This window comes from Pseudomonas sp. NPDC089422 (genome assembly GCF_044749405.1).
GTDB lineage: Bacteria > Pseudomonadota > Gammaproteobacteria > Pseudomonadales > Pseudomonadaceae > Aquipseudomonas.
On record NZ_JBIVHW010000003.1, the window covers coordinates 18733 to 42972 of the forward strand.

General features: G+C 56.8%; 20 protein-coding genes and 6 tRNA genes. 15 read left to right on the forward strand and 11 right to left on the reverse strand.

Annotated elements, in window-relative coordinates; genetic code table 11:
* Positions 1–64: 64 nt before the first annotated feature.
* The 6 genes from clpB (at position 65) to ACIPZ8_RS06265 (ending at position 3466) form a co-directional block, all read left to right on the forward strand.
* Entirely contained in the window at positions 65–2629 is a 2565-nt protein-coding gene (gene clpB / locus ACIPZ8_RS06240; protein WP_400720548.1) for an ATP-dependent chaperone ClpB, read from the forward strand.
* Between the two features lie 389 nt (positions 2630–3018).
* Positions 3019–3094: transfer RNA gene (locus tag ACIPZ8_RS06245), tRNA-Asn, on the forward strand.
* Positions 3095–3098: 4 nt separating this feature from the next.
* Positions 3099–3175 (forward strand) — tRNA-Pro (locus ACIPZ8_RS06250).
* Positions 3176–3181: 6 nt separating this feature from the next.
* Positions 3182–3257, forward strand: a tRNA-Lys gene (locus tag ACIPZ8_RS06255).
* A gap of 50 nt (positions 3258–3307) precedes the next feature.
* A tRNA-Pro gene (locus ACIPZ8_RS06260) sits at positions 3308–3384 on the forward strand.
* Between the two features lie 6 nt (positions 3385–3390).
* Positions 3391–3466: transfer RNA gene (locus ACIPZ8_RS06265), tRNA-Lys, on the forward strand.
* A 197-nt stretch (positions 3467–3663) separates the two neighbouring features.
* Here the strand turns inward: ACIPZ8_RS06265 and ACIPZ8_RS06270 are convergent.
* The 3 genes from ACIPZ8_RS06270 to ACIPZ8_RS06280 form a co-directional block, all read right to left on the reverse strand.
* On the reverse strand, positions 3664–4959 hold the full coding sequence (locus ACIPZ8_RS06270) for an NAD(P)/FAD-dependent oxidoreductase (protein WP_400720551.1): 1296 nt from the start codon (positions 4957–4959) through the stop codon (positions 3664–3666).
* Positions 4960–5043: 84 nt separating this feature from the next.
* The gene (locus ACIPZ8_RS06275) at positions 5044–5217 is read right to left on the reverse strand and encodes a DUF3094 domain-containing protein (protein WP_008091951.1); all 174 of its coding nucleotides are present in this window, start codon (positions 5215–5217) and stop codon (positions 5044–5046) included.
* A gap of 132 nt (positions 5218–5349) precedes the next feature.
* Positions 5350–5979 carry a DUF1780 domain-containing protein gene (locus ACIPZ8_RS06280; RefSeq protein ID WP_152959241.1) on the reverse strand — a complete coding sequence of 210 codons (630 nt, stop codon included), beginning with the start codon at positions 5977–5979 and terminating at the stop codon, positions 5350–5352.
* Between the two features lie 111 nt (positions 5980–6090).
* Here ACIPZ8_RS06280 and ACIPZ8_RS06285 point away from each other — a divergent pair, with 111 nt between their 5' ends.
* The gene (locus ACIPZ8_RS06285) at positions 6091–6774 is read left to right on the forward strand and encodes an energy-coupling factor ABC transporter permease (protein ID WP_400720554.1); all 684 of its coding nucleotides are present in this window, start codon (positions 6091–6093) and stop codon (positions 6772–6774) included.
* A gap of 74 nt (positions 6775–6848) precedes the next feature.
* Here ACIPZ8_RS06285 and yacG read toward each other — a convergent pair whose 3' ends face one another.
* Genes yacG through ACIPZ8_RS06305 form a run of 4 tightly spaced genes read right to left on the reverse strand, consistent with a single transcriptional unit; the run spans position 6849 to position 9746 of the window.
* On the reverse strand, positions 6849–7049 hold the full coding sequence (gene yacG / locus ACIPZ8_RS06290) for a DNA gyrase inhibitor YacG (RefSeq protein ID WP_085674056.1): 201 nt from the start codon (positions 7047–7049) through the stop codon (positions 6849–6851).
* Complete coding sequence (coaE, locus tag ACIPZ8_RS06295; RefSeq protein WP_400720557.1) at positions 7046–7669, reverse strand: dephospho-CoA kinase; 624 nt, start codon at positions 7667–7669, stop codon at positions 7046–7048. Before coaE ends, yacG begins: the two co-directional genes overlap by 4 nt.
* Positions 7669–8535, reverse strand: coding sequence for a prepilin peptidase (locus tag ACIPZ8_RS06300; RefSeq protein ID WP_400720560.1), 867 nt, complete (start codon positions 8533–8535; stop codon positions 7669–7671). The genes coaE and ACIPZ8_RS06300 overlap by 1 nt, the downstream gene beginning before the upstream one ends.
* Before the next feature lie 2 nt (positions 8536–8537).
* Positions 8538–9746: a type II secretion system F family protein gene (locus ACIPZ8_RS06305; RefSeq protein WP_400720563.1), complete on the reverse strand. Its 1209-nt coding sequence runs from the start codon at positions 9744–9746 to the stop codon at positions 8538–8540.
* Positions 9747–9961: 215 nt separating this feature from the next.
* Between ACIPZ8_RS06305 and ACIPZ8_RS06310 the strand changes: the two genes are divergently transcribed.
* From ACIPZ8_RS06310 to ACIPZ8_RS06340, 7 genes are all read left to right on the forward strand, one after another.
* Positions 9962–10372, forward strand: a complete 411-nt coding sequence (locus tag ACIPZ8_RS06310; RefSeq protein WP_400720565.1) for a pilin — start codon at positions 9962–9964, stop codon at positions 10370–10372.
* Between the two features lie 70 nt (positions 10373–10442).
* Positions 10443–10518 (forward strand) — tRNA-Thr (locus ACIPZ8_RS06315).
* 164 nt (positions 10519–10682) lie between these two features.
* The gene (locus ACIPZ8_RS06320) at positions 10683–12011 is read left to right on the forward strand and encodes a tyrosine-type recombinase/integrase (protein WP_400720567.1); all 1329 of its coding nucleotides are present in this window, start codon (positions 10683–10685) and stop codon (positions 12009–12011) included.
* Positions 12012–12904: 893 nt separating this feature from the next.
* Positions 12905–13885 carry an integrase domain-containing protein gene (locus ACIPZ8_RS06325; protein ID WP_400720569.1) on the forward strand — a complete coding sequence of 327 codons (981 nt, stop codon included), beginning with the start codon at positions 12905–12907 and terminating at the stop codon, positions 13883–13885.
* Positions 13882–14169, forward strand: coding sequence for a hypothetical protein (locus tag ACIPZ8_RS06330; protein ID WP_400720572.1), 288 nt, complete (start codon positions 13882–13884; stop codon positions 14167–14169). Before ACIPZ8_RS06325 ends, ACIPZ8_RS06330 begins: the two co-directional genes overlap by 4 nt.
* A 330-nt stretch (positions 14170–14499) precedes the next feature.
* A complete protein-coding gene (locus ACIPZ8_RS06335) occupies positions 14500–17826 on the forward strand; it encodes a P-loop NTPase fold protein (protein ID WP_400720575.1) in 3327 nt (1108 codons plus the stop codon).
* A gap of 220 nt (positions 17827–18046) precedes the next feature.
* Positions 18047–18556 (forward strand): hypothetical protein, encoded by a 510-nt coding sequence (locus ACIPZ8_RS06340; protein WP_400720578.1) that lies wholly within the window; start codon positions 18047–18049, stop codon positions 18554–18556.
* A 213-nt stretch (positions 18557–18769) separates the two neighbouring features.
* Here the strand turns inward: ACIPZ8_RS06340 and ACIPZ8_RS06345 are convergent, their stop codons facing one another.
* The gene (locus ACIPZ8_RS06345; RefSeq protein ID WP_400720581.1) at positions 18770–19936 is read right to left on the reverse strand and encodes a DUF3800 domain-containing protein; all 1167 of its coding nucleotides are present in this window, start codon (positions 19934–19936) and stop codon (positions 18770–18772) included.
* Positions 19937–20644: 708 nt separating this feature from the next.
* Between ACIPZ8_RS06345 and ACIPZ8_RS06350 the strand changes: the two genes are divergently transcribed.
* The gene (locus ACIPZ8_RS06350) at positions 20645–21616 is read left to right on the forward strand and encodes a hypothetical protein (RefSeq protein ID WP_400720584.1); all 972 of its coding nucleotides are present in this window, start codon (positions 20645–20647) and stop codon (positions 21614–21616) included.
* Between the two features lie 204 nt (positions 21617–21820).
* Here ACIPZ8_RS06350 and ACIPZ8_RS06355 read toward each other — a convergent pair whose 3' ends face one another.
* The 3 genes from ACIPZ8_RS06355 to ACIPZ8_RS06365 form a co-directional block, all read right to left on the reverse strand.
* Positions 21821–22600 (reverse strand): hypothetical protein, encoded by a 780-nt coding sequence (locus tag ACIPZ8_RS06355; protein WP_400720587.1) that lies wholly within the window; start codon positions 22598–22600, stop codon positions 21821–21823.
* 115 nt (positions 22601–22715) lie between these two features.
* On the reverse strand, positions 22716–23024 hold the full coding sequence (locus ACIPZ8_RS06360; protein WP_400720590.1) for a hypothetical protein: 309 nt from the start codon (positions 23022–23024) through the stop codon (positions 22716–22718).
* Positions 23025–23682: 658 nt separating this feature from the next.
* On the reverse strand, positions 23683–24240 hold the full coding sequence (locus tag ACIPZ8_RS06365) for a hypothetical protein (RefSeq protein WP_400720592.1): 558 nt from the start codon (positions 24238–24240) through the stop codon (positions 23683–23685).

Here is a 24240-nt window from a genome sequence, read left to right on the forward strand (position 1 = left end):
GCAGGTTTCTTCACGAACAGGCGCTGTCCATCGCTCCGACCTGCCCTTTAAAGGAAGGTACACCATGCGAATAGACCGTTTGACCAGCAAGCTCCAGCTTGCAATATCCGATGCCCAATCCCTGGCCGTTGGCATGGACCACCCAGCCATCGAGCCCGTGCACCTGTTACAGGCACTGCTCGAGCAGCAGGGCGGTTCGATCAAGCCGCTGCTGATGCAGGTCGGCTTCGACATCAACAACCTGCGTCAGGCATTGGTGAAAGAACTCGACCAGTTGCCGAAAATCCAGAACCCCACTGGCGACGTGAACATGTCGCAGGACCTGGCGCGCCTGCTCAACCAGGCCGACCGCCTGGCCCAGCAGAAGGGCGACCAGTTCATTTCCAGCGAACTGGTGCTGCTTGCCGCCATGGACGAGAACAGCAAGCTCGGCAAGCTGTTGCTCAGCCAGGGCGTCACCAAGAAGGCCCTGGAAAACGCCATCAACAACCTGCGCGGCGGTGCGGCGGTGAATGACGCCAACGCCGAAGAATCGCGCCAGGCCCTGGACAAGTACACCGTCGACCTGACCAAGCGCGCCGAAGAAGGCAAGCTCGACCCGGTGATCGGCCGTGACGACGAAATCCGCCGCACCGTGCAGGTGCTGCAGCGTCGTACCAAGAACAACCCGGTGCTGATCGGCGAGCCTGGCGTGGGCAAGACCGCCATCGCCGAAGGCCTGGCCCAGCGCATCATCAACGGTGAAGTGCCCGACGGCCTGAAAGGCAAGCGCCTGCTGGCGCTGGACATGGGCGCGCTGATCGCCGGTGCCAAGTACCGCGGCGAGTTCGAAGAGCGCCTCAAAGGCTTGCTCAACGAGCTGTCCAAGCAGGAAGGCCAGATCATCCTGTTCATCGACGAACTGCACACCATGGTCGGCGCCGGCAAAGGCGAGGGCGCCATGGACGCCGGCAACATGCTCAAGCCGGCCCTGGCCCGTGGCGAGCTGCACTGCGTAGGCGCCACCACGCTCAACGAATACCGCCAGTTCATCGAGAAGGACGCGGCGCTGGAGCGGCGTTTCCAGAAAGTGCTGGTGGAAGAGCCGAGCGAGGAAGACACCATCGCCATCCTGCGTGGCCTGAAAGAGCGCTATGAAGTGCACCACAAGGTGGCCATCACCGACGGTGCGATCATTGCCGCGGCCAAACTCAGCCATCGCTACATCACTGACCGCCAGCTGCCGGACAAGGCCATCGACCTGATCGACGAAGCGGCCAGCCGCATCCGCATGGAGATCGACTCCAAGCCGGAAGTGCTCGACCGCCTCGACCGTCGCCTGATCCAGCTGAAGGTGGAATCCCAGGCGCTGAAGAAGGAAGAAGACGAGGCAGCCAAGAAGCGCCTCGAGAAGCTCACCGAAGAAATCGAGCGGCTGGAGCGCGAGTATTCCGACCTGGAAGAGATCTGGGCGTCGGAGAAAGCTGAAGTGCAGGGCTCGGCGCAGATCCAGCAAAAGATCGAGCAGGCTCGTCAGGAGCTGGAAAGCGCCCGTCGCAAAGGTGACCTGAGCCGCATGGCCGAGCTGCAGTACGGGGTGATCCCGGACCTGGAGCGCAGCCTGCAGATGGTCGACCAGCACGGCAAGACCGAGAACCAGTTGCTGCGCAACAAGGTCACCGAGGAAGAGATCGCCGAAGTGGTGTCCAAGTGGACCGGCATCCCGGTGGCGAAGATGCTCGAAGGCGAGCGCGAGAAGCTGCTGAAGATGGAAGATTTGCTGCACCAGCGGGTGATTGGCCAGGGCGAGGCGGTGACCGCAGTTGCCAACGCCGTGCGCCGTTCGCGTGCCGGGCTGTCCGACCCGAACCGGCCAAGTGGATCGTTCCTGTTCCTCGGCCCGACCGGTGTGGGCAAGACCGAGCTGTGCAAGGCGCTGGCCGAGTTCCTGTTCGATACCGAAGAGGCCATGGTGCGCATCGACATGTCCGAGTTCATGGAGAAACACTCCGTGGCTCGCCTGATCGGTGCCCCGCCAGGTTATGTCGGTTATGAAGAGGGTGGCTACCTGACCGAGGCCGTGCGCCGCAAGCCGTACTCGGTGGTGCTGCTGGACGAAGTGGAGAAGGCTCACCCGGATGTGTTCAACGTGCTGTTGCAGGTGCTGGAAGACGGCCGCCTGACTGACAGCCATGGCCGCACCGTGGACTTCCGCAACACGGTGATCGTGATGACCTCCAATCTGGGCTCGGCGCAGATCCAGGAGCTGGTGGGCGATCGCGAGGCGCAGCGCGCGGCGGTGATGGACGCAGTGGGTTCGCACTTCCGTCCGGAGTTCATCAACCGGATCGATGAAGTGGTGGTGTTCGAGCCTCTGGGCCGCGAGCAGATCGCCGGTATCACCGAGATCCAGCTTGGCCGCCTGCGCAGCCGCCTGCTCGAACGCGAACTGTCGCTGAGCCTGAGCCCGGAGGCGTTGGACAAGCTGATCGCCGTGGGCTACGACCCGGTGTACGGTGCACGGCCGCTGAAGCGGGCGATCCAGCGCTGGATCGAAAACCCGCTGGCGCAGCTGATCCTGGCTGGCAAGTTCTTCCCGGGGACGGCGATTACTGCCACGGTGGAAGGCGACGAAATCGTCTTTGCCTGATTGCTGTCATGAGCAAGCCCCGCTTCGGCGGGGCTTTTTTGTGTCTTCCTGTGCCGGCCTCTTCGCGGGGCACAGGCCCAGCAAATCCGGGGCTTTGCGGCCGTCTTGGATAACTTGCTGAAATTTTTGAAATTTCTGCTTGCATCAAAAATCGAGTGCCCCTAATATACGCCGCGTTGTCAGGCACTAAGCGAATCACCAGCAATATCGGTGACCGCAAAACAACTTACAAATCAGTAAGTTGAACGAAAAAAAGTGGTTGACAAGCAAAACGAAGAATGTAGAATAGCCGGCCTCAGCAGCGACAACGCGAAAGCGAAGAAGCCTAAGGGTCCGAAGCGAACACAGTCTTCGGAGTAGCAGTGAAGTAAGTTGTACCGAAGTTCAGTTCCGCGATAGCTCAGTCGGTAGAGCAAATGACTGTTAATCATTGGGTCCCTGGTTCGAGTCCAGGTCGCGGAGCCAATCTCGGGGTGTAGCGCAGTCCGGTAGCGCGCCTGCTTTGGGAGCAGGATGTCAGGAGTTCGAATCCCCTCACCCCGACCATTTTCCGGGTCGTTAGCTCAGTTGGTAGAGCAGTTGGCTTTTAACCAATTGGTCGTAGGTTCGAATCCTACACGACCCACCATGTAAAAATGGGCATCTCGATCGAGGTGCCCTTTTTTTTAAGCAAGACCTCGGGGTGTAGCGCAGTCCGGTAGCGCGCCTGCTTTGGGAGCAGGATGTCAGGAGTTCGAATCCCCTCACCCCGACCATTTTCCGGGTCGTTAGCTCAGTTGGTAGAGCAGTTGGCTTTTAACCAATTGGTCGTAGGTTCGAATCCTACACGACCCACCATGCAAAAAGGGCATCTCGAATGAGATGCCCTTTTTCTTTGTCTCGAATTTATTCTGCTAGATCCCTGGGCCTGCTCCGCAGGCCTTTCGCGACACAAGGCCGCTCCTACAGGTTGTCCGCGCAGGGTAAATATTGCGCGGTCTTGTGTAGGAGCGGCCTTGTGTCGCGAAAGGGGCGCAAAGCGCCCCCAGCAATCTTCAGTGCAGCTTCAGTCGCGGCTCGGTGCCCCGACCAATCTTGCTACCCAACATCATCAAAGCCGTGCGGAAGAACCCGTAAAGCGCCATCTGGTGCATGCGGTACAGCGAGACGTAGAACATCCGCGCCAGCCAGCCCTCCAGCTTCACGCTGCCCATCAGGTTACCCATCAGGTTGCCCACCGCCGAGAAGCGCGACAGCGACACCAGCGAACCGTAGTCCTTGTACTCGTAGGTCGGCAGCGCCTTGTTCTCCAGCCGCGCCTTCAGGCTCTGCGCCAGCATCGAAGCCTGCTGGTGCGCGGCCTGGGCCCGTGGTGGCACGTTGCGGTCGCTGCCCGGTTGCGGGCACGCGGCACAGTCACCGAAGGCGAAGATGTCGTCATCGCGGGTGGTCTGCAGGGTAGGGCGCACCACCAGCTGGTTGATGCGGTTGGTTTCCAGGCCGTCGATATCCTTGAGGAAGCCCGGCGCACGGATACCCGCCGCCCACACCTTGAGGCTGGCCTGGATCACTTCGCCGTCTTTGGTTTTCAGGCCATCCTCGGTCACTTCACTGACCGCGGCATTGGTCATCACCTTCACCCCGAGTTTTTCCAGGGTCTTGTGCACCGGCACGCTGATACGCTCCGGCAGCGCAGGCAGCACGCGCGGGCCGGCTTCGATGAGGGTGATGTGCATGTCCTTGGGCTGGATGCGGTCCAGGCCATAGGCCGCCAGTTCGTGGGCCGCGTGGTGCAGCTCTGCCGCCAGCTCGACACCGGTGGCACCGGCGCCGACAATGGCCACGCTGATCTGCTCGCTGGCCACGTCGCCCGCGTGGGCACGCAGGTAGTGGTTCAGCAGCTGCTGGTGGAAGCGCTCGGCCTGCTTGCGGGTGTCGAGGAACAGGCAGTGCTGCGCTGCACCCAGGGTGCCGAAGTCGTTGGTGTTCGAGCCCACGGCGATGACCAGGGTGTCATAGCCCAAGGTGCGCGCAGGCAGCAGCTCGCGGCCCTCTTCATCGAGGGTGGCGGCCAGTTGAATCTGCTTGCCTTCACGGTCCAGGCCGCTCATGCGCCCCAGCTGGAAGTTGAAGTGGTTCCACTTGGCCTGGGCCACGTAGTTCAGTTCGTCTTCCGAGGAGTTCAGCGAGCCGGCGGCCACTTCGTGCAGCAGGGGTTTCCAGATGTGCGTGAGGTTGGCGTCGACCAGGGTGATCTCGGCCTGCTTGCGCTTGCCCAGGCTTTTACCCAGGCGGGTCGCCAGTTCCAGGCCGCCGGCGCCGCCGCCGACAATCACGATGCGATGAGTCATGGGGATATCTCATAAGGTTTACGGAATTCGTGGCCCCAGGGGCCGGCCGCAAACTGCAGGAGGGGCGGGCGAGCGCAAGGCAGCTCATAGCACCAGTCCACTCAGCAGGCGGCTGATGAGACCCAACCCGATGGTCACGGCCAGTACCAGCACAAGGAGCAGCCAGGGCCGGAAGGGCCGGCGCTCGACTTGGTGCTGGGGGGCTCGCAGATACTCATCGACACGACGCTGATCTTCCGGGTTCAGGCGACTGGTCATGGTGGGCCTCGTCAGGTAGACGTTTGTGACTGCAGGAACGCCACAGCGTTCATGCAAGCGCTTCAAACAAATGATAATGCTTTCTATCCCTGGCGCCGAGTTTACGCCATCGCAAAGACTCTCGGCAGTGGATCAAAGACTGATGCCCACGTCGAAGACGATGCTGCGCCCCAGGTTGCCGCGCAGAAAGTCCGGCGCGTCGGGGTGGGCGAACAGCACCCGGGCGAACGTCGGCCCGACCAGCGACAGTGAGCGCCAGCCCTGGCGCAGGTATTCGGTGGGCGGCGGGAAATGGGTGTTGAGGTCGAGCACTTCGCGCTTGAGGCTGGCGAAGGCGATGATGTCCAGCTCACCCAGGTCCAGGCCGCGCTCGCGGTAGTTGTGCGCCTTCTTGCGCAGGGTCGGCGCCAGGCGCCCGAGCAGCTCGGCGGCGGCGATGCGCCGGGGGCGGGCTTCGCGGCGCACCAGCTGGGCCAGGGAAAAGGCACTGCGCCGGCGTTGCAGTTCTTCACGCCACTCGTCGTTGAGACGGCGGCCTTCGTCGAGCACGAAAAACACCTCGAATGCCGCATCGCGGAACAGCACGTCCGGCGGCTCCTGGCCGGCCGGGGTGAAGTCCTCGCTGCGGTAGGGAATGTTCAGCCCTTGCAGCAGGCGCTGGCACACCCACCGCTCCCGCTCCCACTTGCGGGCGTTGGAGAGAAAGGCATTGGCTTGTTCGGCCTGGATGGTAAGCAGGCGCAGGTAGTCTGAGTCATCCATGGGAACAAGCTTAGCCGCTAATCGATGACGGTAAGATGCTGTTTGTGCGTGGGAAACAGGGCAGGGTGTAGACTCAGGTTTATCCACAGGCCAGGAAGGGGCATTGCTCGGGTGATCAGCGCGCAGGTTTTATCCACAACCACGCTTGCCGTGGCTTGGCTCGGTTACGTTCCCTTGCTGATCTGGGCTGCCTGCCGTACGCGCTGGGTCGAGCTGGTGACCGACCGACGCCGCCAGCACCTGCTGTTCGGCACGGTGTTCTGCCTGTTTGCCCTGTGGCTGGTCAGGCGTGATTTCGATACGGGGGTTTCATACCACTTCATCGGCATGACGGCGGTGACCTTGCTGCTGGACTGGCCGCTGGCCGTTCTGGGCGGTTTCCTCGCCCAATTGGGGTTGCTGGCGCTGGGGCGGCAGGACCTTGCGGCGCTTGGGGTCAACGGTTTGCTGCTGGTGGGCTTGCCGGTGCTGATTACCGAAGTGTGCGCGATCCTGGTCGAGCGGGCGCAACCGCGAAACCTGTTCGTCTACATCTTCTGTTCGGGGTTCTTTCCCGCTGCGCTGACGGTGCTGATGTGCGTGCCGGTGGCGCTGGGCGTGTTATGGCTGGATGGTCGCTTTGCGATGCCGGAGTGGCTCAGCGACTTTATCGGTTACTTATGGTTGATGATGTTCCCGGAGGCGTTCATCAACGGCATGGTGATCAGTGCGTTGGTGGTGTTTTGCCCGGAGTGGCTGGAGACGTTCAACCGAACCCGTTATTTGCAGGCGCCATGGAAGGATGACGAGCGCTGAGAATTGTATTGGCTGTGCTGGCCTCTTCGCGGGTAAACCCACGAAGAGGCCAGTGCAGGCTAGCGAAAATCAGCTCAGTGCCGCGGCTCCAGCTCCCCGGAAAACAGCTCATCTTCGGCATCCGGCGCCACCGGAATCTTGTGTTCCTCGGCCGCCCAGGCGCCCAGGTCGATCAGCTTGCAGCGATCGGAACAGAATGGCCGGAACGCGTTCTTCTCGTTCCATTCCACAGGTGCGCCACAGGTCGGGCAATCGACGGTCAATGGCTGGCTCATGGCTGGCCTCCTCGTAAAGTCAGGTAAAAGTGGTGCAGGCGGTCAATCTGTTCGTACAGTGCGGCCAGATCGCCGTCGTTGACCACCACGTCGTCGGCATGGCCCAGGCGCTCCTCACGGGCCAGCTGGGCTTTGAGAATGGCCTGCACCTGCTCAGGGCTGGCGTTGTCACGTGCCAGGGTACGTGCCACCTGCAGCGCTTGCGGCACATCGATCACCAGCGTGCGCTGGACCTTCTGATGCTGGCCCGACTCGATCAGCAGCGGCGACACGTACACCGCATAGGGCGACTCGGCCTTGGCCAGGTAACTGAAGATCTCCTGCCCGATCAGTGGGTGCAGCAGTTGCTCCAGCCACTTGCGCTGGGCCGGGTCGGCAAAGATCAGCTGGCGCAAGGCCGCACGATCAAGCTGGCCATCGTCCAGCAGCACGCCGGGGCCGAAGCGTTCGACGATGCTCGCCAGTGCCGGGCGGCCGGGTTCGACCACCCAACGCGCCGCCTGGTCGGCGTCGACCAGGTGCACGCCAAGTTCGACGAAGCGCTCGGCGGCGGCGCTTTTGCCGCTGCCGATGCCGCCGGTCAGCCCGAGAATCCAGGGGGTGAAGGCCTTGGTGGTCATCACATTCCAAACAGTTGCAGGTAGAAGGCGTATATTTCATCACCCCAGAGCACGGCAATCCACCCCGCAATGGCCAGATAAGGGCCAAAGGGTATGGCAGTGCCGACGGATTGCTTGCGCACGCGCAACAGGCACAGGCCCGCCACCACGCCGATCACCGATGACAGCAGCAAGGTTACCGGCAATACCTGCCAGCCGCCCCAGGCACCAATCAGCGCCAGCAGCTTGAAGTCGCCATAGCCCATGCCTTCCTTGCCGGTGATCAACTTGAATACCCAGTACACCGACCACAGGCTCAGATAGCCGGCCACCGCGCCCCACAGTGCATCGGGCAAAGGCACCACGGTGTCGAATGCGTTGACGATCAAGCCCAGCCACAGAGTCGGCAGCACGATGACGTCGGGCAGAATCTGCTGGTCATGGTCGATCAGGCTCAGTGCCAGCAGGCTCCAGGTCAGGAGCAGCAGGGCCAGAGCCTCGATACCTGCACCGGCATGCCAGGCCACTACCATCGACAACAGCGCACAGGCCAATTCGACCAGGGGGTAACGCGCACTGATCCGCTGCTTGCACGCCGAGCAGCGCCCGCGCAAAGCCAGGTAACTGAGTACGGGTATGTTCTCCCAGGCGCGTATCGCGTGGTGGCAATGCGGGCAGTGGGAGGCGGGGAGCGAAAGGTTGAAGCGCTCGTGCTCGATGGTCGGCAGGCCCAGTACCTCCTGCGCCTCGCGCTGCCACTGGCGCTCGAGCATGATCGGTAGGCGATGCACTACCACGTTGAGGAAGCTGCCCAGCAACAGGCCGAGCACAGCCGCCAGGGTAATGAAGTACGCCGGCTGCTCGGCCAGCAAAGTCCATGAAGTCATGTTCAGATCAAGCTACCCAACTGGAAGATCGGCAGGTACATCGCCACCACCAGGCCACCGACCAGCAGGCCCAGGATCAGCACGATGGCCGGCTCCAGCAGGCTGGTCAACTGGTCCAGCGCCTGGCTGACCTGTTCCTCGTAATGGCTGGCGGATTTCTCCAGCATCTGGTCCAGCGTGCCGCTGGATTCACCGATGGCGGTGAGTTGCACCAACAACGGCGGAAACAGCGGCTCAATCGCCATCACCTGGTTCAGCGCCTGCCCGTTGGCCATGCCCTGGCGCAAGCGCTGCACCGCCTGCTCGTGCAGGTCATTGCCGCAGGCCTTGGCCACGGTGACCAGCGCATCCAGTAACGGCACCCCGGCAGCATAGGACGTGGCCAAGGTGCGAGCGAAACGCGCCAGGGCCGCCTGGCTCAAGAGCTTACCGAACACGGGAACGCGTAAGGCCTGTGCAGTTATCCACAAGCGTGCTGGCGCATGCTTCTGATACAGCCGGGTCACGGCAAATCCCAGGGCAAACGCGGTTATCAACAGCAGCGGCGCATAACGCCCCAGCCCTGTGGACAAGTCGATCACCCACTGCGTGAAGGTGGGCAACGCAGCATCGAAACCGGCAAACAGGCTCTCGAATCGCGGAATCACCTCCAGCAACAACACCGCCGAAACGCCCAACCCGGTCAGCAACAGCAGCAGCGGATAGAGCATCGCCTTGCGCACGCGTTTACGCAGCAGCTGGCGCTGCTCCAGCATCCCCGCCAGTTGTTCCAGTTGCCGATCGAGCGTGCCGGACTGCTCACCCACGCGAATCAGGTTGCAGTACAACCCATCGAACCAGGCCGGATGGCGCTGCAGCGCATCCGCCAGCCCCAGGCCCGAGGCCACATCCCGTTTCAATTTATCCAGCAACGCTGCCTGCCCCTTGCTGCAGCCACTGCGGCCCATCACCTCGAAGGCCTGCAGCAGCGGTACCCCGGCCTTGAGCAAGGTGGCCAGCTGGCGGCTGAAGCCCGCCGGGTCGGCCTTCTCGCGCGCCTTTGGCAAGCGCCACTCGGCCCCGCCCGCTGGGCGCAGGCTGGATACGCGGATGCCCTGGCGCTGCAAACCGGCCCTGGCATAAGCCGGGCTGCGCCCGCTGACCTGGCCGCTGACCGTGGCACCGCTGGCATCGGTGCCGCGCCACGAATAGAGATGTGTCGATGGGTTCATGCAAAGGTCCTTTTCTGCCCGTGCGACAAGCCTGGAAACAGCTTGCCCCGTCCATGAGCGGGCGGGCGTCCGTGATGCTCACTAGAGTAGTTCAGCGAAGATGACGCCCTGGCGGGCAGGGGTGACAAAAGGTGTCTGTTCAGGCCTACTGCGCCGCTGCCAGTTGGGGTCGAGCCTGAACTCCACGCGTACACGTATCAAAAAGGAAATCGTTCATGAAAGGGCAACGCGGTATCACCCTGATCGAACTGATGATCGTCGTTGCGATCATCGGCATTCTGGCGACCATTGCCATCCCGATGTACACCAGCCACCAGTCCCGCACCAAGGCGGCGGCCGGGCTGCTGGAGATCAGCGCGCTGAAGACGGCGATGGAGCTGCGCTTGAATGAAGGCAAGGATGTGACGAATGTGGCCGAGTTGGGCGGCCAGCCGGCGACGGCGAACTGTGCGATCACGGTCAGCAGCAAGGCGGCTGACGGGACGGGCTCGATTGCGTGCACCTTGGTTGATGCGCCGGCCAATGTGGTTGGCAAGAGCCTGACCCTGACGCGCTCAGCTACTGGCTGGAGCTGCACCACCAACATTGAGGAAGACCTCGCGCCAAAGGGCTGCAAAGCGTCCTGAGGGGAAGGGAATAAGGCCGGGGAAACAGGGGTTTACGCGGCGGGTGCGGCAGTGGTACGTTGCGCTACACGCCGGTGTAGCTCAGTCGGTAGAGCAGCGCACTCGTAACGCGAAGGTCGCAGGTTCGATTCCTGTCTCCGGCACCACATTCAGCTCCACTGCATTCCGCTGAATGCTTTGGAAGCCCTCTAAACCGGCCTTATGGCCGGTTTTTCGTTTCCACGACCCTCCGTCGGGAACCAACAAAATCCCCAATAACCGGGGGTATTTTTGGGGTACAGCGTCTTTCCTGATTGGAGAACGTACCCCTATGCCACGCCTAGCCATTCCGCTCAGCGACCTCAAATGCCGCACGGCCAAACCGCGTGATCGGGCCTACAAACTGTTCGACGGCGGGGGTATGTACCTGTACGTCGCGCCCAGTGGCTCGAAGACTTGGCGGCTGCGGTATTTCAAACCCAGCGGCAAGGAGGGCACGCTGATTATTGGCAAGTACCCCATCGTTTCATTGGCCGTTGCGAGGGCCAAGCGCGATGAGGCCAAGGCTCTGTTGCTCGACAACCTTGATCCGATGGAAGAAAAGCAGAAGGCCAAGATCGCAGCTCAGCGGGCGAGTCTTCTGTTTGAAACCGTCGCCCTAGAGTGGCACGTCGAAATGTCCCGGCGCTGGACCGAGGGCCACGCCAAGACGGTGCTGAGCAGGTTGCGCACCCATGTGTTTCCACTGATTGGCCAGCGGCCTATCGCTGAGCTCGACACCCATGATCTCCTTGAGATCACCCAGCGGATCAAGGATCGCGGCACCTTGGATGTAGCGCTGCGTGTGCAGAACTATCTCTCCACGATCATGCGGGGAGCGAAGCGAGCGCGACAGATCACTCAAAATCCGGCGCTCGATCTGGCCGGCTCGATTCAAGCGCCGCGTACGGTGCATCGTCCTGCACTCTCGCTGAATCGCCTTCCTGAACTGCTGGATCGAATCGACAACTACACCGGTCGCGAACTGACTCGGCTCGCAGTGCTGCTGACGTTGCATGTGTTTGTGCGCTCCAGCGAACTGCGCTTTGCACGGTGGGATGAATTCGATCTGCAAAGGGCAATGTGGGAGATCCCCGATACCCGCAAGCCGATTGAAGGCGTCCGCTATTCCACACGCGGGACCAAGATGAGTGGGGATATTCAGATAGTGCCGCTGTCGCCTCAAGTGATCGAAATCCTTGAACGGCTACTCAGCTTGAATCGGTTCTCTGAACTGGTGTTGCCCGGTGACCACAGGTACTGGAAACCCTTGTCGGAGAATACGGTTAACCAGGTGCTGCGAAATATGGGGTACGACACCACCAAGGACGTGTGCGGGCATGGTTTCAGGACCATGGCTTGTAGTGCCTTGCTCGAATCAGGGCTGTGGACGGACGCGGCGATTGAGCGGCAGATGAGCCATCAGGAGCGTAACCGCGTGCGCGCAGCGTACATCCATAAGGCACAATTTTTGGAGCAGCGTCGGTTGATCATGGCTTGGTGGAGTAACTACATCGATGCCAACAGATCGGGCCATGTCACCCCGCATGAGTTTGCTCATCCGGTAGGCGACAACGTCACCGCCTTGCCAAATGGCCATGGCGCATTCAATCGCGGGTAAGCCTGCAAAATCGGCGCTGGCTGCTCTTTCACGCGGGTCCATCCAAACAGGGCTGCAAAGCCGCCCTGTTTGGATGGACCTCACTTTGAAGAGCTAAAAGCCACGGCGTTGTCCGGGGTTTGCCACGGAATTCCACCGGTGGATAACCGCTTTTCACGTCCTCAATAGCGCTGAATATCGATCCTTGACCGGGTTTATCCACAGGCGTAGAACTGGCCGTGCAAGCGCTGTCGTTGACAGCACCCCAGGTGATCCGAACCTTTAAGGTCACGCCGCTCCCGCGGTGGTTCTCCCCAAGGGCGATTCGCATCCGGCAGCTCGCCCGGTCACTACCCATGTGATGGATGCTCTTACACACATGGCACTCATGCGCCAGATACTCCGTACCTCGCTGCCCTGCAGCAACCTATCCGCTTGGCCGAATCCTGCGCCAACCTGTGCCCGTCTCTTTCGCTGGAAAGAGACGGGCACTTCTACCACTGCTGCAGCCCTGATCGCACATGGCTTTGCGGCATTCCCCCTCGTGACAATCGGCGTGACAAACGCCGATGTCACCAGCAATAGCCATGTAGATGATGGTGCCGCAGACCAGGGAATGGACTGCACCTGACTGACAGTCAGGCATGCCTCGGTCATCGCATTGCTGCTTGCACCTGGCTCAGGATCTCGCGGCACTGGTCTCGTCAGCCAATGCAGCCTCCACCCGCCCACCGGTAACGGTGTTCAGGAGGCCTGATCATGAGATGCCCTTGCTCCCGGTCGTAAGGAGCCGCCAGTCCCGCGTAGTGGACATTCCCCACAGGTCGCAGGGGCCTTGATCCCTGATAACACTCAGCATTCTTGGCGGGATGACGTGGGGCGAGGACCGGAGAATCGGCGATGAGGTGATCAACATGGCATTGGTAGGTAGACGCGATGGCCGTAATTTCGGTTACGGCAGGCAATTGAGCTATGCAGGGCCGCAGGCGCTGAAAGACATGTTTGGCGGAGGCCACTACGGCACAGTCAAGGCGCACTGTGACCGGTGGCTGGCTTTCGTGAAGTGGTGCCGCTCCGAACAGGGGCCCGGTATCAATGATGCGCGGCAGATTGACCAGAATGTCTTGGCCGACTACGCGGCGTATCTGCGCGAAGTGGTTAGGCGCGGTGACCTTGCTGTCAGCACCGCACAAAACCGCCTATCCAGCGTTAACCAGACCATGGCGGCGCTTCGCGGTGATCAGTGCGTGAAGTTGCCAAGTCCGAGCAAGGCGTTGGGTATGCAACGCACCGGGGTTCGTCACTCGGTGCCGCAGGGACAAGAACGCGAACAGGTTAAACAGATCGTCCATGCGCTTTGCGGCCATCATCAGCTACGAGCCGCTGCGATTGTTCTGGTGGCGCGAGCCACCGGCATGCGCTTGCGTGAGGCCATCTTGGCTGACCTGCCACGGCTAAGCCGTGAGGCTAGCGACTTAGGCAAAATTAACATTCAGGAGGGCACCAAAGGCGGCCGCGCCGGCGCCTCGGCACCGCGTTGGATTGCAGCGAACGACAATGTTCGAGGTGCCCTTGAGTTTGCGCGGCAAGTCTCGCCTGCGGATAGCCGCAACCTGATTGCGCCACACGAGAGCTACCGGAGTTTTCTGCAAGAGATCATCCGCCCTGCGCGGGACATCCTGCATGCACATAACCTCAAGGGCTTCCATGAGCTACGAGCGGCTTACGCATGTGAGCGCTACGAGCAGATCACCCAACACCCCGCGCCAATCAACGGCGGCCAATGTTGCCAGATAGATAGGAACCTTGATCGTGATGCCCGGTGGCAAATCAGCTTCGAGCTGGGGCACGGGCGGATCGACGTGGTCGCAACCTACATTGGTGGCCGGGCATGAGTAAGCCATTCGATATGGAGTTATTCTTGGCTGGCGTTCTGACCGGGTCGCACGCGACGCGGCAACGACATTTGCGGCAGGCGACGCTTATCCAAGCTGAAATTGCAGATCGCTGGCAGCGAGAGACGCCTTGGGCCTGGCAGAGAAAGCATTTAGCTTGGTTTCTTGAGCATCGCCTATGTCGACGCAGCGAGATGACGCAGTATTACTATTTTCTGACCGTGCGGCTGCTCGCTCGCCGTTTACAAAAAACATGGGTGTTCAACCCCAGAGCGAGGATCTGATTTTGATAGGCACGGCTGACAGCAACCGACCCGTTGCAGGTATTTGGCGGTTATGCACCGCAGCCAGCAATGATCTAATGCAAGCTCTAGTCTATCGCGCTAGGTAAACGGCCCTGGATGCGATGGTACTCATGGACAGGGGAGCGAGCCGCGCCATCATTTGGCTATCTCGTAGTTTTCACTTGCGTTAGCATTATGTACCTTACGCCGAGCAAGATCGGCTGGGTCCGTGTATATACCCGGCAGTTCAAAACGCATTCAGATCCGCGCCCTGGTTTGGACTGGGGGTTGGTGGCGCCTTAGCGTCGTGCAGAAAGGAATACTGTGCCAGTGATCAATTTCCATTCGGAGAAGCCGGCTGAACAAGATTTGTTCCCGGGCGGGAGCCATGAAAAGGTCGCTTCCGCAATGCAGGCGTACATTACTACCCCCAATGCTTCCAAGGTCATTGGACTGGATGGTGAGTTCGGATCCGGGAAAAGCTCGATATTGGAGATGCTCGGCAACAAGCTCAAAGCAGAAGATGGTAACTATCGGGTTTGGTTTTTTGACTGCGAGCAAAACTACCAGGGTTCGATCAAGAGCAACTTCATTGAGCTCTTCACCGATCAGCTACTCAAGGATACACGCTCAGGCAGCAAGGAGGCCAACGCGCTGATTCGCAGCAGGGATCTCGCCCTGGGGCGAGAGTTTGAATACTCGAAGAAAACAACGAGTAATGTGAGCGCGTGGGCGCTCTTGCTACTTGCAAGCCTATTTTTCTCTTCGAGCTCCTTCAAGGAAATTTTCAAGCTTGCTCAGCCAACGGCGGAGGTGGCGACGACTCTATTGATCGCCAACTGGGCCGCTCTCATCAGCCCGGGGATCGTGTTGTTTCTGGCCTGGGTTTGCAACCACGGCAGGGACATCGGAGGCGGTAAGAAATGGAGCCTCCTAAGCCTGTTCAAGGGCTCAAGCCATGACTATATCAATGAAAAAATTGAGGTCTCCAAGGAAGTCACGCCCCTTGATTTAAAGCGCACATTGATCGAGCAGTTGAAGCTGCTAACCAAACAGCGCTACGTAGTGATTCTGGATAACCTCGACCGATTACCAAAGGAAAGCTTGCGCAGCGTCTGGAGCGATCTTGAAATCTTCACGTCGGTGGCATCGGCTGAGAACCTGACGGTCGTGGTTCCTTTCTGCTCGAACAAGGTTGCAGCGTATCTGGGGGCTGACGCGGATCGCAAATACGATTCGAGGGATTTCATCGCAAAAAAATTCCCAGTGGTGTTCCGAGCGCCACCTGTTGTCACCTCAGGATGGAAGGATGGTTTCCGCCAGATGTGGAACCACACCTTTGCCCAAGCCGAAGCCTCAACCGCCGAGCACTGCGCGCAACTGCTTCACCGTCACAGCCCTATGGCCAACGGTCTCGTCACCCCACGGCTGCAGAAAAAGTTCATCAACGATATTGCCACCACATCACTGGTTGTCGGTGACCACATCAGCTTGGTGTGTGTCGCCGCCCACTTGCTGCTGTGCCGTTACAATGAGTTTCCGGTTGAGGAGATCCTGCGCAACGATGGGGTGTCGATGGACTACAAGGTATTGGTAAAGCTGGATGACGCAGCAGTGAACAAGGTCGCTGAAACGAATGCCTTGTTGAATACCGTGGTTGGCCAGGATATGAACGCTGGCTGGCAAATCCAGATCCTTCAAGTTCATTTCCTCACGACCAGTGAGATCGCGATTGCCGAGTTGCTCGATGAGCCACTGCGCCAGGCGATCGAAGGCGCTGATGAGGACAAGCTCTACTCCCTGACATCGCTGTTTGGCTTCACAGACGCTTTCAAGCGCCTTTTAACAACCGGTCTACCGCTGTCACAGTTGTTGCCACCCATTCACGCCACACACGAGAAGCACGGAGGGGAGTGGGTGAAAGAGGCAATACAGCAGATCAACGAAGCTGATTTGGTGTGCTTGCCAGAGAATGGCGCTGGAAACACTAAGTTCTATGATGCGATCCAGTACAGCATCACCGAGGGTTTGAACGCATCGAAAATAGCAAGTCATGGAGAAAGACTGAGAGGCTCCATTGAGAGAGCGATTAGCGAACCCTATGACGCGAGCGGCTTTGGCACGCTCAAGAGCGCCGTGAAAGAGTACGATCTTTATTTGGGCGCAGTAGGGGGGGAGTTTGACTCCGTGACCGTTGAGCGTGCAGAGTGCATCATGCACTTGCTGGCGCTGATTGAGACACTCAAGGTCATTAAGTCTCACCACTTCAAGCTCGACTCAGACCATATCGAGACGGCATATCATCAGCTGGCGTGCACCGAGAGCCATCCATTGAGTATGGTGCCCCTAGAGTCCGACCGAGTGATTCCGGCAGTGAATTGGGCGTTCAGTGCCCTTCGCCTCGGTGACGGCCTCGCGGGTGGAATCAGTGCGACAGATATGCTTACTCTGACCAAGGAGTGCAGCACAGGCAACGATTCGGCAATCATCAGCCTAGCGTTTGCAGAGACTATCGATCAAACGATCTTGAGCAATGTTGCATCGCTTCTCAGCACTAACGCCCGCGACATCGTACGCACGGTCGCAGCCATCGTGTACATCCGCAATGAGGATGCCACTTCGTTAATCGGTATTGCCGACATCGAAGGCGTGCTGAAATCAGAGCTTTTCCGATCGTTGGCTAACGCGACGCTGCAGTCCACTGAAGTCCTGCCGCTGCTCTTGGGTGAAGCGGTAGACACCGTGGCGCCATTTGTGGGCGATCTCATCATCCGTAGAGGTATCAGTTCCCTTACTACCATTTGGATGCTGAAAAACTACAGTGCGGTCATGGCTGCGATTGAGGTGCATGGCGTCACGCAGCAAGCATTTTTAGATTGGTTCAATAGTTGGGATACCCATGCCGCTAAACATGCTAATCAACCGCAGATAATCGATACAGCATTGGTGGAAGGTGTCTTTTCAACCTCCGAGTCTAGATTCTCGTCATTTAAGCAGGCGATGTTTAAGTTCCTGGACTCCAGTGATCGAAGTGAAGAAGACTGGAAAAAACTAATCGGGGAGGCCTCGCCTCAGGTGATGAGCATCGCGCGCGCCACGGCGCAGCTGTCAATACCACTAAACAGTGCTGCGACGGTGGGTAAAGCGCTTGGGGCCACGTTGCATGCCTACGTACACGAGGAGGATGTGTACTCGCTGAACACGCAGACCATGGCGATGATCAATGCGCTGCTGCAGGCGCTTGATGAGCAGTCAAGATACGTCATCGGTGGACGGCTACGCACACTGTTCTATTCCGACCCCGACAGTATCGGCAGGCTCATCGAGGTGATCGGAAATTACGGGCACCTCATTCTGGATATTCAGCCCGCTAACAGTGATGAAGCTACACGATTGATCAGACTGCTGGATTACATCGGACGGTACCCTGATGCGACACAGCAAGCGGCAAGCTTCCTGGACAAACGAGCTGATCAGCTGTCCCGTTACAGGTACTCGGACAGTCTGCGTGAAGGGATGGCATCGGTCGTGAGCAAACTAGAGAAACTCACGCCCTCAATCTTCAAAAGATTCGCAAGAAAGTCTTGGTTCGCCTCGTTATTCAAAACTGCGCAATCGGATCAGATTGCTAATGAACGCGGGGAAGAGGCCAAGTAGTAGGGTGATTTAGTTTAGTGTTACAGGGGCTTGTTCTCAGCCTCTTAATAACATACGCAGAAGTGGAGGAATTAACGCCTAGAAGGAGCCTATATTGATTGTTATTTGATGTTTTCAGCCTGGTAGGTGGTTGGGATATGGAAATTCATTATCTAATATGGCAGAAGGCGTTGCATTGCTTAAATGAATTTATGAGATTAAAAGGGCTAGATTTTATTTTATGAGGCCGTTAATTGAGGTTGTCATCCAGAAAGGTACGGCAATAAACAGAGCCCGCCTGCTTGATCTGAAGAGGGATAAAAGACTCGCAGCGAATGTGAGCGTGGTCTACATTTACTCGCTAGTTGAAGAGGCGGTGAACTATCCGAATGAGATGGGCCATGTTGTATATATTGGAGAAGCTGGCCGTCCAAGTGAGCCAACAGGAACGAGATTTGCTCAGCATATTAGCACAAGCGAAACTCGAGGTAGTGATAGTGGGACAATATACTCATTGTCTCGTTATTATTGGCGCGGCATGAAAATCCGGCTTAAAATAATTCTCGTCGAAAATTTTGAAGCAAGAAAGTTTCTTGAGCGAAATCTTCTTTCCGCTCATGTTAAAAGGTTTGGGGCATTGCCAATATGTCAGGGCACGACGGGGAGTAATTATCGCACGACATTAATTTCAGCCTACAATCCTCCCGAAGACCATACTTTGTTGCTAGTTCCGGATTTGGTTGTTAGTTAAAATGTTTTCAATCTCCTTATTGAGTTTTAAAGTATATTCAATTGTTGGGTCGCCACTGGCCATTTTCGACCCGAAGCTGCCCATGTTGGAGGGCAGCAAGCGGCCAAATACGGACGGCTATACAGCGGCTTAGATGGCGTCAATTTTAGGATTGAAGGTGTCTACGAAAGCGAGGGCGATTCATTTTGACGTGCTCGCCAAACCTAAAAAATTCTAGGTCGGTTGTGGTGTAGCTTGTCGGCTCATGAATTGGTTGTAGCTATCAGTAAAACCTGATCTAAATTGGTCGCTGTACAGTCGGGTTGCTTCTCTGTTAAGTAGCTCAAGGTTTTTATAGTCGACCTCTGAGCGGAGCGCCGTACCCTCGTAGAAATTAAGCTGAGGGATGGATGGTATGCCTAGTCTTGGAGCGTTCAGAATGAGCGGACCAAATACTTTCGCACACTTGGCTGGATCATCAACGTTTCCTTTGAGAAGCCGGTTAAGGCCAGAGATTACTAAGTCAGCCACCTGTAGCCCAAGTGTTTCTTTAGAATCAGCGAATTTTGAATCGTGATCTAGCAGTTTTTGGAAGTTAAAACTCATCATGGAGCTTGTAATTTCGGAATAGTCCATCCCGTAAATTTTCTTCCTCTCCGCCAGTTCCTCTCGACTCATCGGGGCAAATGGAGTAGATCCGCCATAGTTTTTGAGAAAATATCTGTGATCATTCTTTGCAGTGACCGGGATGCCTCTGGGTTCTATTTTGAAATTTGCTTGAACAAATGGAGGCATCAGCGCTAGATAAAGGGTTTCGAATACCTTCATTTCCCGATTTTTTTGATCGATGACCCACGAAAATCGGGAAAGCTCTTTTGGGGCATGAATAGCATAGAAGGTTAGAGCCTTGTCCAGCATGAATGCGACAAGCGCCGCTTGAAAAATGATTTGATTGTATTCTTGTATGCTCGATTTCTGAATCAGCTGAATGATACGGTCTGCTTCTTGCCTTAGAAGCATAAACGACTGACCCTCCATCTCGGGCTTTACAAGTTTTAGATAGTTTTCTCTGCCTGCTATTTGACTTTGCTTGTGAGCTTTCGTTTTTTGATCGTCGAATAAAAAGCGATTTGTCGTCACGGCATGCAATGTGCATTTTGCCTTCTTGAGTTTTTCTAAAAATTTAATGAACTCAGGGCTGTCTGGGCTGGGCCTCGGATTTTTAATCTCTTCATGGGGCTCGATGCCTAGGTCCCGTTTCAGTTCAGCCAATGCAGCTTGCACCTGTTTTTCACTGAAATGTGGAACGGTGAGGGCGCCCACCGCGCACCATGCTTTATCGATTCTCTCCATTTTCGTGTGCGCATCGAACAAGCCTGATTCATCGATGTAGATCTTCATACCTTACTTTCATCCCTGTGTGTGGGGCACTTTGTGTGCCACGTTGCCTGTAACCAAAGGTGTCTGCTCAAAGGATTTAGCTGTACCCGTTACAACAGGCATAGTTAAGCCTCAGCGTCCGCTAGTCCTGCTAAACGTTTGCTGATAGTCTCCTGCCCTCCCGGATCGATCAGATCGAAGTGAGTTGGTGCATTTGGCCAAGGCATTGGCGGCTTCCTTGTGCTCGGAGTACGACAGCAGCCAGCCTATCGTACAGAGACATGGTTGAGCCTGACCACCTCGGCACTGAGGCTCTGGAAGTGTTATTACACCCTAAAGCTGAGCGTATGTAGGGGATCAATATCCTGGGTCAGGGGGGCATGCCTACCTTCTCTCAGTGTGACCCTCCCCCAGTCCTTTAGCGGATCTTTGTGCCGGGTGTCGAAGGGGCTGTGCCATCCCCAGAGTACCAGCTACCACTTCCTGGGACGTAATTGAGCTTGTGATTCGAGTCAGCGAGTAACCAAAGATCTGGCCTGGTGGCATCCAGGGTATTGACCCACGATCCTGTCGAGTGCCCCTCCAGACCTCCCGCCATGGTCGGTTACGAGAAAACCAGCCCCGATGGATACTTCCGCACAGCGGATAACTCGCAATCGGCTTGAGTCCGTGCCTTTCCCGCTCAACATCTTCTACACTCAGACCTCAAAAAGCAGCCGGGGTAGCTCCATGAAGAAGGTCTACATCGCTAACTTTGGGCGAAAAAATTACGAATGGCCCGAGTGTCTCAAGAAAAATACCGTCGCGACAATGAATAACCTGGATGCACATGCCGCTTGGTTGGCTAATGATCGGGATGCATACCATCAAATCTCTATGCAACCCTCCAACTTTCTAGACAATAAACCGCCTACTCCTGCGGTCACCACGCGATGGTTCAATGCGACCACAACGGTAAATGACACCGCTGGGGATATATGGATGCATTGCGACCAAAATCATGTGTGGTGGACGGAGTCGACTACCGCTGCCTGTGAAATCTACCAAACTACTGAACCCATTGAGATAGGTGCTCGACCTGTGTTTGTCTACCATAAACCTTGTCTGCCCTGGTCCAGCACGAATAAGAATGGTAGGTCTTTGAGCTGGAACAGCCTGCATCCGAAAGCGAGGCAGATTCTTTTTACACAGGGTACTCTAGCGGCGTTATCACCCGAAAATGCAGCATACGCGAGAGCGCTGATTGATGACGCAGATCTCTCGGAATGGCATGACTTACCGAAATGGAAAGAAGTGTTGCGGAACTCCAAAAAGACGTTGAGTACTAGCTTCACCCCCTTAGAAAGAGCTTGTTACCGAATGGCGCAGACCGCTTTATCGACAGTGGCTCAATCCAATGGGCAAGAGGTGGTGAGTACCATAAAAAACAAGTTAATTAGTCTTTCGTTCGATGATGTGAGGGAGCTACTTGCTGAGCTTTTCAACGCACAGGAAGGAAGGTGTGCTTTGACTGATATACCTCTTCAACTTGATGGTGAGCAAGATGATGACCAGTTTTTATGCTCCCTTGACCGAATCAAAAGTGATGGGCACTACGATCGGGACAATCTGCAAGTTGTTTGTAGGTTCGCTAATCGCTGGAAATCGGATAGTGAAAACGAGGAATTCAAACAGCTCGTTGATGCGATTAGGAGACACTAGCCTCTACAACGCTTAGGTTGTATTTCTTGAGTCGGCCCTTAACCCTTCGGCGCAGATGTCCAATTTTAACCTGCTGTCAACGGCAGTTATGGGTCGGTCTCTGCCGGTCATGATTCCATTGCAAGCGATGGGTTATGCACTTGCGCGTCGCCAGGAGCCTCCGTGAAAATGCGCATCCTCATGAGTGGTCACCGTTGGGGCCTTTTATGATCGTCGGTATGAGGGCGATATATGACTCATCAGTTCATCGATCTCGCCAGAAGTGGGAGTGTAAGCAGGTTCAAATCGACCGCTTTCACCGGCGAAAACGTACTTTGAACAGAGGCATTCGTCATGTAGCTGATCACAATTTATGCAAGGAGGATTGCAGATCTCGATCATTTGATCGATTGCCGTTGAAGGGTCATCGGGATCGTAGATATCGGGATGCCAAGAACTATTCGCAATGATGTATTCGCCTCTCGCGAACCTAACAACGTCATCAGTTCCTTCAAAATTCCAGCTCGACAGGGCTTTAAGGGCTGGCAAGAGAACAACACGACAGTAATCGAATCGATATTCATCAAGGTGGCAGAAAATGCGTCCTTCCTCCTCCATCAAGCTCTGGAACGAGATCTGCCCATAGCGTTCGCCCAGTCCTTTGTACCGCGCTGGGTCAATTCGAATGTGCTTGAGTGCGTTGTTGATCCCGTCGACCAGTTCCATTTTTCGATTTGCAAGATACGCCCCAGAAACCGAGAATTTTGCATCAAACGTTGCGACCAATTCTTTGCGTGTTTCTGTTATCCCGTCGGCCGCTCGCACTGCCTGTAAGTAATCAACGCTGTGAGCCAAAATCAGGTTTGCACCGAACGCTTGGTGGAGCGAGATCTCGTTGTTCCGGACCTTTGCCTCTAAATCGTTCTTAGCAGGCTCAAGGATGTACTTGATGAAGTGTTCGAAATCCTCACATGCCCGGTCAAGGGCCGAGTTTTCTTGCGTCATAGGCTGAATCTCAACTCATTGGGTGTGTTCTGAAGGCCGATGGCGGTATCCGCATCTGAGCAGCGAGGCGCATATCAGCCGATGTCGATACTCAACTCATACACGTGTTGGGCTCCTACAGCTTCAGTCCACTTCCCCGTGAACGATTTATAGGAATCATCAGAAAAGCACCCGGTGACTGTGTAGGGAATTTTTTGATTGCCGCGCTCATCTTGGGGGCAGGGATTTCTTCGTAATAGGCTGTGACGGTTTGAACGGCCTCTGTGAGTTCAAGGCCGATTGCACCGGCCCAAGAAATACCTTGGCCAACTTTCGCTCCCCTAAACCCCAATGCTACAACCTTCGGGCCGATATTCAAGGAGGAAACCACGCCACGAGGGCTGTTGGGTTCATCGTCAGCTATCCAATCTACCGTTGCGTGCATTCAGGGTATTCTTCGACAGGAAATTTTTTGCCACTATACACGCAAGCATGCTTTGTAAATTGCCATGGGATGAATCGCCCCGGCTTTTCTAGACACTTTTGAGCGGTTGCTTTTGGCCGATTGCTGACCTTAGCCACCGCCAGCTATGGGCGCGTTTTCTGCCGTTTCTCACCTAGCACTGGAAGCGGGTGTGCATAGCTCATAGTGGAGCCTTCGCAATTTCCGATTCGATTCCACTTAAAGCCATAACTAGCTGATTTGTTTGTAGATACCCTATGAGGTACATCAAAAAATCCACCAAGTTCCAGCCCCGCGAAAACCGGGCCCTCACGGCCAACAACCGTCCGTCTGTCTCCGGCACCACATATCAAGGCTTGCAGCGATGCAGGCCTTTTTTGTGCGTTGATGAAAGCCAACGCCCAACAGGCCGCTGTAACAAATTGCCGAAAATGGGCGGTTTGACCTTTCAAGGCAAATCTTCGAGAATGTTCGGCGAGGACTGCAAACGCGCATTTTTGGGCATGGCTTGCCAGTAATCGGCCCCCCGAATCTGGCAGCAGTGAAGCTGGTACTCACTGACGTAGGGACAGTCGATAGGCCCCACCATATGGCCGATGATTTGACTGGGTTCTGACCTGATGGATCGTAGATCCGGAAACTAAAGAATCGCTGCGACTACAGCCTCAGTAACATCCGAAGGCGACCCCACAAGGGTCGCCTTTTCTTTTGCCCAATCGATCATTATTTCCCCGACTTTGGTCCCTCGTGGAGTGGGCTGAGGTGTCCAGGTCACCACCGAGTAGTGAAAGCCAAGCACCCGATCACCCTCGCGTGGTTCCAGCGTCAGGGTGCCGTCTACCGTTCGCAGCAGTGTGATGCGCTTTTTAGCCGCTAAAGGATGATGGGCATCGTGGTAGATCTCGGTGCCTTGTGCCATGAGTGAGGCGATGAACGCCGCCAGATGATCCGGGCTATTGATGCCCCGTTTGCGTAGAAACGCTTTCTTCCCATGCCAGATATGCAGGATGCCATAGCCGCTGGCCTGACCGCCCTTGCCCTGGAAGTGCTGGCCGACTTTGACATAGACCCTGCCCTCGGCGAGGTTCAGATTCATGGCTGAAATCGGCGGGATCACGCCAAAGACGAGGCCACCTGTGGGATGCTCCACCAGATCGGCAGGCTTCATCTTGAAAATGCGGGATGGGGTGCTGACCAC